14 protein-coding genes are annotated in these 12,643 nt (G+C 58.0%); 5 read left to right on the forward strand and 9 right to left on the reverse strand.

The genetic code is table 11. The features are described from left to right. Window positions 1-62: 62 nt before the first annotated feature. From J0X19_RS10380 to J0X19_RS10395, 4 genes are all read right to left on the reverse strand, one after another. Window positions 63-728 carry a porin family protein gene (locus tag J0X19_RS10380; RefSeq protein ID WP_206984289.1) on the reverse strand — a complete coding sequence of 222 codons (666 nt, stop codon included), beginning with the start codon at window positions 726-728 and terminating at the stop codon, window positions 63-65. A gap of 227 nt (window positions 729-955) precedes the next feature. After that, complete coding sequence (locus tag J0X19_RS10385) at window positions 956-2,083, reverse strand: putative sensor domain DACNV-containing protein (protein ID WP_206984290.1); 1,128 nt, start codon at window positions 2,081-2,083, stop codon at window positions 956-958. Between the two features lie 167 nt (window positions 2,084-2,250). Continuing rightward, window positions 2,251-2,505 carry a hypothetical protein gene (locus tag J0X19_RS10390; RefSeq protein WP_206984291.1) on the reverse strand — a complete coding sequence of 85 codons (255 nt, stop codon included), beginning with the start codon at window positions 2,503-2,505 and terminating at the stop codon, window positions 2,251-2,253. Between the two features lie 175 nt (window positions 2,506-2,680). Then, entirely contained in the window at window positions 2,681-3,070 is a 390-nt protein-coding gene (locus J0X19_RS10395) for a hypothetical protein (protein WP_206984292.1), read from the reverse strand. Between the two features lie 320 nt (window positions 3,071-3,390). On the opposite strand from J0X19_RS10395, the gene J0X19_RS10400 reads away from it, so the two are divergent. After that, window positions 3,391-4,143, forward strand: a complete 753-nt coding sequence (locus tag J0X19_RS10400) for a hypothetical protein (protein ID WP_206984293.1) — start codon at window positions 3,391-3,393, stop codon at window positions 4,141-4,143. 15 nt (window positions 4,144-4,158) lie between these two features. On the opposite strand, the gene J0X19_RS10405 is transcribed toward J0X19_RS10400, so the two are convergent. Continuing rightward, window positions 4,159-4,746: a YdeI/OmpD-associated family protein gene (locus J0X19_RS10405; protein WP_206984294.1), complete on the reverse strand. Its 588-nt coding sequence runs from the start codon at window positions 4,744-4,746 to the stop codon at window positions 4,159-4,161. A 108-nt stretch (window positions 4,747-4,854) separates the two neighbouring features. Between J0X19_RS10405 and J0X19_RS10410 the strand changes: the two genes are divergently transcribed. Both J0X19_RS10410 and J0X19_RS10415 read left to right on the forward strand, forming a co-directional pair. Beyond that, complete coding sequence (locus tag J0X19_RS10410) at window positions 4,855-6,528, forward strand: energy transducer TonB (RefSeq protein WP_206984295.1); 1,674 nt, start codon at window positions 4,855-4,857, stop codon at window positions 6,526-6,528. Window positions 6,529-6,554: 26 nt separating this feature from the next. Further along, window positions 6,555-7,394 (forward strand): hypothetical protein, encoded by an 840-nt coding sequence (locus J0X19_RS10415; protein WP_206984296.1) that lies wholly within the window; start codon window positions 6,555-6,557, stop codon window positions 7,392-7,394. A 215-nt stretch (window positions 7,395-7,609) separates the two neighbouring features. Here J0X19_RS10415 and J0X19_RS10420 read toward each other — a convergent pair whose 3' ends face one another. Together J0X19_RS10420 and J0X19_RS10425 are read right to left on the reverse strand one after the other, a co-directional pair. Beyond that, complete coding sequence (locus tag J0X19_RS10420) at window positions 7,610-7,927, reverse strand: nucleotidyltransferase domain-containing protein (protein WP_206984297.1); 318 nt, start codon at window positions 7,925-7,927, stop codon at window positions 7,610-7,612. Beyond that, window positions 7,903-8,295, reverse strand: coding sequence for a HEPN domain-containing protein (locus J0X19_RS10425; RefSeq protein ID WP_206984298.1), 393 nt, complete (start codon window positions 8,293-8,295; stop codon window positions 7,903-7,905). The genes J0X19_RS10420 and J0X19_RS10425 overlap by 25 nt, the downstream gene beginning before the upstream one ends. A gap of 276 nt (window positions 8,296-8,571) precedes the next feature. Between J0X19_RS10425 and tssD the strand changes: the two genes are divergently transcribed. Next, on the forward strand, window positions 8,572-9,513 hold the full coding sequence (gene tssD / locus J0X19_RS10430) for a type VI secretion system tube protein TssD (RefSeq protein WP_206984299.1): 942 nt from the start codon (window positions 8,572-8,574) through the stop codon (window positions 9,511-9,513). Between the two features lie 4 nt (window positions 9,514-9,517). Then, window positions 9,518-10,291 (forward strand): PoNe immunity protein domain-containing protein, encoded by a 774-nt coding sequence (locus J0X19_RS10435; RefSeq protein WP_206984300.1) that lies wholly within the window; start codon window positions 9,518-9,520, stop codon window positions 10,289-10,291. A 71-nt stretch (window positions 10,292-10,362) separates the two neighbouring features. Here the strand turns inward: J0X19_RS10435 and lpdA are convergent, their stop codons facing one another. Next, window positions 10,363-11,769: a dihydrolipoyl dehydrogenase gene (gene lpdA / locus J0X19_RS10440; RefSeq protein WP_206984301.1), complete on the reverse strand. Its 1,407-nt coding sequence runs from the start codon at window positions 11,767-11,769 to the stop codon at window positions 10,363-10,365. A 401-nt stretch (window positions 11,770-12,170) separates the two neighbouring features. Then, window positions 12,171-12,536, reverse strand: a complete 366-nt coding sequence (locus J0X19_RS10445; protein ID WP_206984302.1) for a winged helix-turn-helix transcriptional regulator — start codon at window positions 12,534-12,536, stop codon at window positions 12,171-12,173. Between the last annotated feature and the right edge of the window lie 107 nt (window positions 12,537-12,643).

Genomic DNA, 12,643 nt, shown 5'->3' on the forward strand with positions numbered 1-12,643 from the left:
AAAAAAGCGGCGGCAGCTCTCAGGAGCTGCCGCCGCTTTGCGTTGTTATCGTTTGTAGTTGATTAGGAGCGGGACCCGAACTGGTAACTAACTGAGGCTTGTACTATTTGGCTGCGTAATTTGCCATCGTAGCCGGAGCGGCTGCGCTGCGTGGAGGTGAGGGAGAGCAGCCCGGTACTAGTCCGCACGCCCACAGCCAGCCCGGCCGGCAGCTGCACGCCCAAGCCAGCCACTACGCCCACATCGAAACGGCGGTATTGGTCGGTGGCGGGCCGGTCGAAGGATTGGCTGTAGGAGCCAACAAAGGTGCCAATGGTTTCGGTGCCTTTTTCGTGGGCTGCTACCAACAGGCTAGCCTGCGGGCCAGCCTCCACGAAGAACCGGCCGATGTGCCCGCGCACCAGTACCGGCAAATGCAGGTAGCTGGTTTGCAGCCGGTACATAGCCACGTAGCCGCCGTCAGCCACCGAATAGTCTTCGATGTCCAGATTGGCGCTTTGGCGGCTGAACTGTAGCTCGGGCACCACGGCCAAGTGTTTGCTTAGCTTGTGCTCGTAAAACACACCCACCTGGTAGCCGGTGCGTGCATCGGCGCTGGCCTCCTGCCCCGTCCGGACGGCTTTAGTGGTAAGCGTAGCTGTGTTGATGCCGGCTCGTACGCCGAATTGGGCCTGGGCGCCGCTGGCGGCTAGCAGCAAGCCACTCAGCATGAATAGTATGGAACGCATAAGAAAGTAGAGTAAGGTGGAAGCTTGCTTCCACCAGAGCCTCTATTGCCGCTTGATGGTTGCACACCACCTGCCTAAACCACCAACCATTATGCAGAGGCGCAACCGAAGCATACAGCCTCTTGACGTTGCAACCAGTAGACCAACAATTAGAGTGCGACACTTCGGCTGCGCCTCTGCTCGGCAGCCTTGTGAGTGTTTTTTCTTCTTACCATTCTCGATAACACTTACAGCAGCAGCACATCAATGCGGTGGGCGTGTACCATTTCCAGCTTGGTTGACCAGGCAAATACCGTGAAGTACCCGTCCTGCGAGGCCACCAGGGCCAGGGAGTCGCGCTGGTCGTACACGAACTGGGCGGCGGCCAGGTGGCGGGTGCCGCCGTTTTGGGCCGGATGCAGGTAGCGCGGCACGCTGTCCACTACGGGCTCGGTGAGCACCATCTTATCTACGGGGGCACTGGTTTCGGCCCTGGATACCTTCGCCCCAAAAGCCAGCAGGTGGTAGTCGTCGGTGATGACGGTGGCACCATCTACGGCCGTGAAGCCGCCCACAATGCTAATAGCCCGCCGGATGTCCTCCTGCCACTTCCAGCGGGCTTGCTCCTGCTGGCCTTCGGCAATACCCATGTACGCCGGCAGCACCGGATACGTCATGGGTTGCACAATCGACTCCTGCCACCGCGTAGAGCCGGGCGGCACTACCAGCACCAGCCCGCCCCGCCCATGGGCCCGCATCACCGCCGACAGCTCCACCAGTACGTTGTCGGTTTGGCCAGTGGCGGAGGGTATTTCGCGGCCCGGCAGAAACCGTTGCAGGGCCGGGCAGTCGTCGGCTAGCATGTTCTCGGCATCCACTAATTGGAGCTGGTCGCCGCGCAGGATGGCTACGTTCACGAACTTGCCAAAGCCGTCGGCGCGGCGGTGCTTCACTACCAGCAGGCCGGGCTCTATCACCTCCAGCACCAGGCACAGCGGCGGAATGCCGGTGGCCGTGCCCCACACGTACAGCCCTTCGTCGTCGTACCACACGCCCAGATGAATACCCGGCTGCTCGACGGCCGGCGCCAGCTTGAGCAGGTTGTAGGGAATGAGGCGGCGCTTGCTGAACACCACGGGCTGCGTGGCCTGGTGCGGCTCCAGCAGCGCCAATGAAATTTTGGGTGGGTGGCCCTCCTCCCGCCGCAGGCTAGCCCAGAAAGCGGCATCAATCATCACCTCCACTAAGCTAGCAGGCGTAGGCGGGGCCAGTTGGCTTTCGTCGGAAAGGTTGGCCGCCGCACGGTGCCGGGCAAAGTGGGTTTCAATCATGGGAGCTACCACGCGGGCAGCCAGATAGGTTGGTTCGGAGAGCATACCCGAAAGTTCGGCGGTTTTGGGTTGCGATACTACCGCACCTGGCAATCAGCCGGGCGCTTGTTGCACCAGAACAATGGGCTGACTGCTGCATCTACCCGAAGGAAAAAGCCGCTGGCACGCCTGAGCGCACCAGCGGCTTCCTGCTAGCATCTTGGCTTACAAGCTTATATGGCGCCGCCTTCCATTGAAGCCAGGCTTTCTTCGGCGGCAGTAGCATCGGGGGTAGTGGCGGCGGGCGTGCTGGTACGGCGCTTGCCCAGGTAGCTTAACCCAACGGCCAGCAAGGCCGCGCCGCCCAGCACTTTCTGGGTGGTAGTCAGCTTGTTGAGGCCGCTGCCTTTGCTGAGTTTCTTGAACGACTTGGCCGCGCCGCCCAGCAGTGACTTTTTACCGGCTTTCGTTTTTTTATTCTTTTTCATGGCTACAACTGAAAGGTGAGAGGTGCGGCTCCGCAAAACGAAACTGCCCGAATACGGGGTATTCGCAACCCTGCCCGGAAGGTTGCTTCGGCGGCAATTCTTAACATAAGCCCTTCCCAACCGAGCTAAAAGTTTCACTTAGCGCAGGACTGTAGCACATAGCCTTGGCCGCGGGCTACACCTCACCGGAGTCCAGGGCGGGCTTCTTGGCGTGGCGGGCGTGCGACTTTTTGGGTTTGGCAACGCGGTGGCCTTTGCCTGCCACCGGCGGCCGCAAAGGCTCTTTATCGTCGGCTTCGGCGGCGTAGGTTGCTGGGGGTTCCTTGGCCTCGCCCAGGCGTAGCCAGTCCAGGTTGGGCACGAGGCGGGCGTCGCCTTTGCGTTGGTCGAGGTAGATGAGGCCGGCGGCCAGCAACGCCAAGCCGCCGGCCAGTTTCTGCCCGGTGCTGAGCTTGGCCAGCTGGTTGGTTACTTTCCGGAACTTCTTGATCGACAAAGCAGCCGTGTCAAGGACATCGTCCGACACATCGTTTTTTTTCGACTTCTTCTTTTTATTCTTAGCCATAGAATGCGGGATGTTATCCGTGAAAACCGACACCCGACTAGCCGATTCGAGCACCGCCAGCCTTCTTTCCACAGGCTAGCGTATTCGCAGAGCCCGCCCCGAAGGTTGCTCTACCTACATGGCGCCCACCCTACGGCGGAGCTTCCCGGGAGCTGCCAGAAAGGTAGCGCCCATGCGCCAGCGCCCTCCGGCTTACACGCAGCGCACAACTACGCTGGGCACCAGCAGTAAGCTAGTGTGCAGTCTAATTTATAGATAAAACCCTATATTATGGAGGTAACTTCGGTTACACCTGCTTTGCATGCTACACCTTCAATCAAATGTCGGATCAGGAAACCATTCAGGAACTACGCGCCAAGCTGGAAACGCTGGAAGCCAAGCATAGTCCGTGGGCGCACGTCAAAGACATAGCCACCATCCTCACGCCTATTATCTTGTTGGTAGGCGGCTTCTTCGTGCAGCGGTCGATGGCCGACGACAGCGCGGCGCTGACCACCTCGCTCAACCACCAAAAGGAAAACCTGGACATTGAGCTAGAGAAAATTCGGGATTCGCGGCAGGAATCGGCGCAGAAGATCGAGCAGAGCAAGCTACTTACCACCCTGATGCAATCCATTCTAAGCCAGAAGCCCTCGGAGCGGCAGCTGGCCATCAATATTGCGCTGCACGCCTGCGGCGAATCGGGGCGGCAGGTGGTGGAAGCCATCAGCCTCGACGACAAGTACGCGTACAACCAGCTCACTGTGAAGCGCAAAGGACTGGTGGCGCAGCTGGTAGCCAAAGATGCCCGCAAGCGGTGGGAAGCGGCGCACGAGCTAGGCACCACCTGGAGCGGCGACCCGGAATTAATAAATGACCTGCTGCTTTTCGCCAAGGAAAACACCCGCACGCCGCTGGCTCTGTACAACACCTTGGTAGTCTTCGCTGATTTACCCGCTACGTCGTTTATCGGTAAGGAAAGTTTGGCGCAGGAGCTGCTGGCACTGGTGAAAACCACTGGCCCCCGAGGCGCGAAAACCGACGCTTTGATCCAGAACATCCAAGCGAAACTAGCAGCGTCTGCAGCCCGGTAACTGCCAACCGCCAGCCTACTCCCGGTCGAGGGTGGCGCGCTTGTTCAGGGCGGCCAGCCGCACGGTTTCCATGATGCGCCGGGCGCGGGTTTCGGGCTGCTTGGCCCCCAGCACCCAGGTCAGAATCATTTTGCGGACCGAAGCGGAAAAAGCGGCGAAGTGCTGGGCCGCCGGAGCATTGGCAGCCAGGGCGGCCGCTAAGTCGGCGGGGATGAGGCCGGCTTCGGCGGCATCGAGGCTTTCCCAGGCGCCGTTCTGCTTGGCCCGGGCAATGGCAGCCAGGCCGGCGGGCATGAGCTGGCCGGTGGCTTCCAGGCGTTCCAGCCGCTCTTTATTCACGCGGCTCCAGCCACTTTTGGGCTTGCGGGGCGTGAACAGCAGCTGGGTGCGGTCGGCGTCGAGCTTGCGCGGGTGCGAGTCGATCCAGCCGAAGCAGAGAGCTTCTTCCACGGCTTCGGCATACGTGACGCTGGGTTGGCCGCTCACTTTTTTGCAGTACACCAGCCACACACCGGGCAGGCTGGCGTGGTGCTCGGTGAGCCACTGCCGCCACTCGGCGCGGCTGGCGGGCTGGGTTTGGGCGTAGGTATCGGTGCGGGACATAGGGCAAGGCAGTGGGCGGCGTAAGGTAGCACGTGGCCAGCAAAAAACGGGACGTAGTGCCGCTGCAAACTCCTACTTTGCGGACTGCTTTATCGTTTCGTTTATTCTATGGTGCTTCTATCATTTCGGGCGTTGCTGGCCGCCTTCCTGTTCCTGCTGTTGATGGGCCCGGCCCAAGCCCAAACGCCCCTTCCCGCCCCCGACCTCAACACCTTCTACGACCAGCTTAACGCCTACCGCACCGCCCGCTACCAGCCGCTCCCCGACCTGGAAGCCTTGCAGTTCCCCTCTACCTTCTCGGGGGCCGAGCTGAAAGCCCTGCGCCTGAACGAGCGGCACATTGTGCGCATCGACCTGGTGTACACCGCCTTCAAGCTCAATGCCAGCTTCAACCAGCGCCAGCTCAACCTAAGCCGCATCCGCAACCTGGCCGCCGCTGTACCGGGTTTGCTTCAAGATGAATCGGTGACCTGGACGCTGGTAGAGCAAACCGGCTGCAATAGCCCCGCCGAGTGTCAGCCGTTTTTCCACGGGTTTGTGGTGTACGTGGCCCCGCACGCCACCGCCGCCACCATGCGCGCCGACCTCGACAGCCTCACGCGCAAGCTGCGGCTGCTGGACAAGAAGCGCCCTAAAGCCAGCAAGAAAGTTCAGGGCAAGAAAGTGGCCTGCAACCTGCCCGGCTCCCGGCTCAGCAACCGCCAGATGGCCCGCAGCCTGCGCCGTAACTACCACTGCCCCCAGCGCGACGCCCAACTGGTGCGGTTTCAGCTCACCGTAGCCGCCGACGGCACCACCCAAAGCGTGAAAGTGCTGCCGCCCGGCAATCCCCTATGCACCACCGAACTGGAAGAAGCCATCCGCAAGAGCGTGGTGTTCAACTCGGGCTTCCCCATCGACCGGAAGCAGTTTCCGTTTATCGTCAAAGGCGCCATTCGGTTGCCTATCGGGCCTTTTCAGGTGGTGGGTGAGCCCGATGTGGTGTTCACCAACTTTGCCCTCTCCGACTCGGCGGCGCGGCTCTACCGGGTGTTTCTGAAAAAGAAAAACAAGCAGCACAAACACGACTATTGCGAGGCGCGCATTACCAGGAAAGGCGAGCTGCTGGCCGCTTCCGATACCGCCACCGAAGCCCTGCCCCTGCCGCCCGACGCCAACGTGGTGGCCCGCGTGATGCAGCGCCACCCCGAGTGGAGCAAGGAAGTGGTGGTGACCGACGTAACGGGCAGCATGTTTCCCTACACCTACGATTTGCTGGCCTGGCTTCAGCTCAGCGCCCTCGAAGACGAGAAAACCTTCGTGTTCTTCAACGACGGCAACGACCAGCCCGACAAGCAAAAACGCGTGGGCAAAACCGGCGGCCTCTTCCACGTCCGCACCGACAGCTACAAGTCCATCGAAAGCAAGCTCATTGAAGCCATGAAAGCCGGCGGCGGTGGCGACGCCCCCGAAAACGACGCCGAAGCCCTGCTCTACGGCCAGCAGCTCGCCGCCGCGCCCGACTCCGCCGACCTCATCCTCATTGCCGACAACTACACCTTCCCCCGCGACGCCAAGCTGCTCAAAAACACCACCGCCCACGTCCGCATCATCCTCTGCGGCGTCCGCGACTACATCAACCCCAAGTACCTCGCCCTGGCCCGCCAGCACGGATTCTCCCTGCACACAATCGAAGGCGACATCGAGAACCTAAGCAAACTGCTGGAAGGCGAAACCATCACCATCCAGGGCCAGCAGTACCAAGTGACCAAGGATGGGTTTAAGCTGGTGCAGAAGACGTAGTTTTCATCCCCTGACTTTTTGGATTTATGCTCAGAACCATTGCTTCTATATTGGTCTTATGCTCACTATTATATGGCTGCCAAGAGGGTCGAAAGGAGCGGTATACACTACAAGTTCGTCCATCTTTCCATGATGCTTTATCGGTAGAGTTACAACCGCAAGCTCGTCTTTTGACAATCAGAAGATATAACAACTATAGCAACGACTTAAGTATAGGTGATTCTATAGGGTACAATGGTGTCTACGTTGAAGCAATGGACAGCTCGCGGTTTCAACAAATACGAAAGTTTTTAGAGCCATCATTAGAAGTAGAGACTCATTTAACAAAGCAAGAAACTGATAGCTTAGTTGAAGCATTGAGAACTCTAAAAACGCTCTATGGTAGTACGTCACCTCCACGTCCTGCAATTTTTGATGGAACACGTGGGATAGTGACTCACATAACTGATACTGATAGCACAGTCAAGCATTTACATATCCAGAAAAAATTACCATCAGGCCAACTAATCATCGATATACTTGAACAAATAGAACGCAAGTATTTTAACCAGGGGGTTGTGGTAACTGCTATTGAGCATAGTAGTTCAGAATTTCACCCACGTACCTTCAAAGTATTGAGCAATAATCCTCTTTACATAAAGTTGTTATCTCCGCCTCCGCCGTTCTATAGCTTGGAACTAGATTCATTAGTTGCACAGCTGCCCAGTCGGGATGAGATATTCTTAGACTTAACAAATTACCAAGGGCGTGATGCTGAATATGTATCTGCCCCATTCCGCAAACGCTATAAACACATACGCTGGATTTACCCTGACTCAGCCTTGGTAAAAATCAGGAGGTTTAAGAAGATATTTAATGGCCGATAAGTGCTATACATTTAGTCTCACTTACAATGCAAAAGAGGCTGCAACTCCTATGAGTTGCAGCCTCTTTTATTTTTACCGCAAGTGCGGAATTACATGTGAATTGCGCGGTTCTCGGTAGCGGCTAGGCAGGCTTCCTTCATGGCTTCGGCGTAGGTGGGGTGGGCGTGGCTCATGCGGGCTACGTCCTCGGCGGAGGCACCGGAACTCCTCAGACGTTAAGCCGCTAGAATTCCAGTACGCCTTATTTCCTTTACAAAAGGGTTCCAGTCGGTGAACTGTTCGGTAGTGAACGTGTGCGGCTCGATATAGAAATAAGGGTAGCGCGCCAATACACTGGCAAAACGCCGGACATCAAGAAATCCTGCTCCCGTAAAATCATCGGCTACCAGCGCCACATCAATATCCGACTCTTCCCGTTGCTCGTTGCGCGCATACGATCCGAACAGAATCACTTGCCGCAGGGGTACGTCTAGCTTCCGCAATTCTTCCGCAAAGGCCCGGACCTGTTCTAAAGCAGCTTGTTGAGTAAACATTGGCGTAAGGTAGCAGTGTCGTGCAACACATCTTGCGTATGACTAGCAGTAGCCCGCTGGTAAACTGTACGGGCATAGTCTGGATAACGTCCTTCCATCTGAAACTGGTTCAGTTCAGCTACTAGTACCTCTTCGGCGGGGTTGAGTGCGTAGGTGGTGGCTGCCAGCAGGCGAGTGATATTGTGAATACGCGGCGGGTAGTCGTCTGTATTGTCTTGCACCCACAGCGCTTTGCTGAGTTTTTCAATAACCAGATGCGCCAGAAACAAGCTGTTTAGGTAATTGCCTGCTCCAAACAGTACCTGCGCCGATGACCAATCCTGCTCGGCAGTTTCTTTCCAGTAATCAACGTGTTCCTGTTTGGTCATGTCCCGAAAGTAGAGAAAACCCAATAACCATACAACGCCAAGCGGCTGCAAGTCATAGGAGTTACAGCCGCTTGGCGTTGATTGACTTACGGTTCAAGAATTACATGTGGATGGCCCGGTTCTCGGCAGCCGCCAAACACGCTCACTTCCTAGCTTCGGCGTAGATGGGAGTAGCTTATGCGGGATGGGAACGGTGAAGTGCTTCTCTTCTCGGCGCTGGCTTTTATATTACGTGGCCTTTCCTACCGTTATCCGTCCATCCGTTATTCGACTGCTATGGCAGTTACGCCCGAACTGGTGACTTGGCTTTTCAACGGCCGCAGCTATAAGGTGCTCCAGGGTCACTATGGCTTCCGGCAAGGCACCGACCACGCTGGCCGGCCCAGCACCACGGTGCGGCCCCAGGTAGTAACCCTTACGCTCGACGCCTCCGACGAAGATGCCCGCCTGAGCAGCTACATGCTCAACCCTTACCAGCGGGCCGGCAGCCAGCTGGAGCAACGCCGCCCCGACGGGTCCGTGCTGCACCGGCTGCACATTCAGGCCGCGCACTGCGTGGGGTTGCGCAGCCAGTTCGCCCCCGCCGACCCGGCCGGCTGGCCCGGCGAAACCATTACCCTGCGCCTGACAGCGGCAGCCTTAACCCTGGATGGCATGACCATCGAATCGCACAGCGTGTTGCCCTGGGATGCGCCGGATGAAGTGCGCCGCCGGGCCCGCATCCTCGGCGACGAAAGCAACGTGGCAGCCGCCCGCGCTGTGGCCGCGCCCAAAGAGTTGCCTACCGTGCAGGCCCCCGCTGCCGTGGGGCCGCCCAGTTTAGGCAGCAACTCCGAAAAGGGAGTCTATGGCGAGCATATTTCCGACACGTACATGCGGGCGCAAGGACATACCAAGCTCAATGATGGCGGCCTGGTGACCCTGCCCCCACCCGGCGGCACGGCCCGCGGCAACGGCATCGACGGGGTGTGGAAGCACGGCAACCCGCCCCCCGACTACATCATCACGGAAGCCAAGTACGGCAAGAGCCGCCTAGGCATGACCCACGACGGGCCACAGATGAGCGACTCGTGGATATTAGGTAGTAATCGGCTACGAAAGGCCGTAGGCTCACGCCAAGCTGGTAGGATTGTAACCGCAATGGCTCTGGGTAGTGTAGAAAAAAGACTACACAAAGTGGATTCAGCAGGAAAGTTGATTGAGCAAATTTTGTTGTAAATGCATGAATGAACTAGCAAAGAACAAGAGAGAACCCTTGCTGACAGAAGACTTCTTCGACGAGGAAATAAGCATCGGGCGGGAGAATCTTACGCAAAACGCTTACTACTTACAGCATCGCTACTCCGAAGTAGTTAAGCCTGAGATTTTGTTGTTCAGCAATTTCTCGGAACGCTATGCTCTCCTTTCTCTAGAATATTCCCGGGGTCAGCATATCGAAACTATCAGAGGCGAATTTGTTGATCTTGTAAACTCGCTGGAGCACTACAAGCACCACCCAGCAGCAGAGAATTTCTTTTTCAATGGTGAGCAAGACGAGTACATGCAGGCGGTAACCTTGTTATCTGTCGCGCTGCTGCTACACGTTGAGGCAGACGTGTTTCGCCGCCTGACCGACGTCATCGGAGCCGCAGGGCAGGACTACGTGCTGGAGTGGCTCGTCAGCCGTCGCCTGCCCGAGCGCCCACCCACCACTACCAAGCTGCTCTTCCCCAAAACCTACGCCCGCCTGCGCGACGCCCTGCAGGCCCCGCCCGACCTACAGCCCCAACTGCTGCGCAGCTTCCTGGCCGGCTGGTATGAGAGCCTGAATACGGTCTGGTATAACATCCACGCCCACCGCCCCGACGCCGCCGGCTTCACTGGCTACTGGTGCTGGGAAGCCGCCGCCGCCGCCTACTGCCTCGGCCTGGATGACACCGAGTTGCAAACCATGCGCTACTACCCTAAAGACCTGGCCGACTACGCTTTCGGCCGCAAACCAGCCCCCGTCGCCTAGCATAAAACACACGAGCCCGCTCTGATTTCCAGAGCGGGCTCGTGTGTTTTAGCGCAAGTGCGGAAGCAGCATTACATGTGAATTGCGCGGTTCTCGGTAGCGGCCAAACACGCTTCCTTCATGGCTTCGGCGTAGGTGGGGTGGGCGTGGCTCATGCGGGCCACGTCCTCGGCGGAAGCGCGGAACTCCATGGCCGTTACGGCTTCGGCAATGAGGTCGGCGATGCGGGGGCCAATCATGTGCACGCCCAGGATTTCGTCGGTTTCCTTGTCGGCCAGCACTTTCACGAAGCCGTCGAGGTCCATGGAGGCGCGGGCACGGCCCGAGGCACGGAACGGGAACGAGCCGGTTTTGTAGGCTTTGCCCTGCTCCTTCAGCTGCTCTTCGGTGTAGCCCACGCCGGCCACTTCCGGCCAGGTGTACACCACCCCAGGGATGAGCAGGTAGTTGACGTGCGGCTTCTGGCCCGCAATGGTTTCCGCCACGAATACACCTTCTTCTTCGGCCTTGTGGGCCAGCATCGCGCCGCGCACCACGTCGCCGATGGCGTAGATGCCGGGCACGTTGGTTTGCAGGTGCTCATCGACCTTGATGCGGCCGCGCTCTTCCATAGCCACGCCAGCAGCTTCCAGGTTCAGGCCCGCGGTGTAGGGCACGCGGCCCACGGCTACCAGGCAGTAGTCGCCCTCAAACTTCACTTCCTCGCCTTTCGGGTTGGTAGCGGTTACGGTCACGGCGTCGCCTTCACGGGTAGCGCCGGTTACTTTGTGGCTCAGGAAAAACTCGATGCCAATTTTGCCCAGGATGCGCTTCAGCTCCTTGCCGAGGCCGCGGTCCATAGTTGGGATGAGGGAGTCCATGAACTCCACTACCGATACTTTCGCGCCAAGACGAGCGTATACGGAGGCCATTTCCAGCCCGATAACGCCGCCGCCAATTACAATCATGTGCTTGGGCACTTCCCGGATGTTCAGGGCCTCGGTGCTGGTGATGATGCGCTGCTTGTCTTGAGCAATGAACGGTAGTACCGTGGGCTTGGAGCCGGTGGCAATGATGACGTTCTTGGTTTCAATCTGCTGGGCCTCGCCGCCCGCCGTGGGCGCGATGCTGATGTGGTTCTTATCGACAAACGAACCGACGCCGTGGATGACGTCGATTTTGTTTTTCTTCATCAGGAACTGAATCCCGTCGGTATTGGCCTTCACCACCCCGTTTTTGCGGTCGATGAGCTGGTTCATGTTGATTTGCAGGTCGCTCAGCTCAATGCCGTGCTCCTTGAAGGTGTGGCCGGCATTGTGGAAGTGCTCCGTCGAGTCGAGCAGGGCCTTGCTGGGGATGCAGCCCACGTTGAGGCAGGTGCCGCCCAGGGTGTCGTATTTCTCGATGAGGGCGGTTTTAAGGCCCAACTGGGAGCAGCGGATGGCCGCCACATAGCCGCCGGGCCCGGAGCCGATGACGGTAACGTCGTATTGGTTCATGCTAAGGTGAATTCGGTGAGAATCAACTAAGGGCGAAGGTAAGGACGGTGAAGTTGTGAAGTGGCAAGTTTTTCCATTTCGACTGCGGTGAACTACTTCACCCAACTAAAACTAGAGAGCTAAAAGCTAGTTCCCCTCCTCAGCTGAGGAGGGGCTAGGGGTGGTTGACCAATCGTTGGACGACTCTAACAGAACCAGCCATTAGCCTGTCATGCTGAGCGGAGCCGAAGCATCTCTACCGCTGGCTAACTATATACTTTAGGCCTATCAGCAACGAAGCGGTAGAGATGCTTCGGCTCCGCTCAGCATGACGGTTGTTTCAAACAACGATTGTCAACCACCCCTAGCCCCTCCTCAGCTGAGGAGGGGAACTAGCTTTTTAGTTGCTTAGCCCTAGGGCATTAGGCTTGTTTCTCGACTAGGCAGGGGCCCGAAGCAGGAGTTCCGGCGGCTTCGCAGCTTTTAGTCCAGTCGCGGAGGGATTCAAGGATGGGGAGCAGGCGCAGCCCGTTTTCGGTGAGGGAGTAGTCTACGCGGGGCGGTACCTCGTTGAAGGCTTCGCGCAGAATCAGACCGGCTTCTTCCAGCTCCTTTAGCTGCTCGGCCAGCACCTTGCGCGATATAAGCGGCATGTGCGCCGCCAGCTGCCCAAACCGAATGCGGCGCTGGCCTATCCCCCAAATAATGAGGGGCTTCCATTTCCCGCCGAGGATGCCCATGGTGCGCGTCATGGCGCAAGAGGAAGCTAGTAGTTGGTTGGGTTTCATGATGGTTACTTTCAGGTTACTAGTAACGTGCTGGTAACTAGTTTCTTCGCAAACTCTTCTGCCATTAGTAACTAATCCACACTAATAACGGTTCCTTTGCGTAACAA

It is taken from the genome of Hymenobacter telluris, from assembly GCF_017313265.1.
Classification (GTDB): domain Bacteria; phylum Bacteroidota; class Bacteroidia; order Cytophagales; family Hymenobacteraceae; genus Hymenobacter; species Hymenobacter telluris.

Coding starts and splice junctions, on each gene's coding strand:
- J0X19_RS10380 (WP_206984289.1), bottom strand. CDS start 728: ATGCGTTCCATACTATTCATGCTGAGTGGCTTGCTGCTAGCCGCCAGC.
- J0X19_RS10385 (WP_206984290.1), bottom strand. CDS start 2,083: ATGCTCTCCGAACCAACCTATCTGGCTGCCCGCGTGGTAGCTCCCATG.
- J0X19_RS10390 (WP_206984291.1), bottom strand. CDS start 2,505: ATGAAAAAGAATAAAAAAACGAAAGCCGGTAAAAAGTCACTGCTGGGC.
- J0X19_RS10395 (WP_206984292.1), bottom strand. CDS start 3,070: ATGGCTAAGAATAAAAAGAAGAAGTCGAAAAAAAACGATGTGTCGGAC.
- J0X19_RS10400 (WP_206984293.1), top strand. CDS start 3,391: ATGTCGGATCAGGAAACCATTCAGGAACTACGCGCCAAGCTGGAAACG.
- J0X19_RS10405 (WP_206984294.1), bottom strand. CDS start 4,746: ATGTCCCGCACCGATACCTACGCCCAAACCCAGCCCGCCAGCCGCGCC.
- J0X19_RS10410 (WP_206984295.1), top strand. CDS start 4,855: ATGGTGCTTCTATCATTTCGGGCGTTGCTGGCCGCCTTCCTGTTCCTG.
- J0X19_RS10415 (WP_206984296.1), top strand. CDS start 6,555: ATGCTCAGAACCATTGCTTCTATATTGGTCTTATGCTCACTATTATAT.
- J0X19_RS10420 (WP_206984297.1), bottom strand. CDS start 7,927: ATGTTTACTCAACAAGCTGCTTTAGAACAGGTCCGGGCCTTTGCGGAA.
- J0X19_RS10425 (WP_206984298.1), bottom strand. CDS start 8,295: ATGACCAAACAGGAACACGTTGATTACTGGAAAGAAACTGCCGAGCAG.
- tssD (WP_206984299.1), top strand. CDS start 8,572: ATGGCAGTTACGCCCGAACTGGTGACTTGGCTTTTCAACGGCCGCAGC.
- J0X19_RS10435 (WP_206984300.1), top strand. CDS start 9,518: ATGAATGAACTAGCAAAGAACAAGAGAGAACCCTTGCTGACAGAAGAC.
- lpdA (WP_206984301.1), bottom strand. CDS start 11,769: ATGAACCAATACGACGTTACCGTCATCGGCTCCGGGCCCGGCGGCTAT.
- J0X19_RS10445 (WP_206984302.1), bottom strand. CDS start 12,536: ATGAAACCCAACCAACTACTAGCTTCCTCTTGCGCCATGACGCGCACC.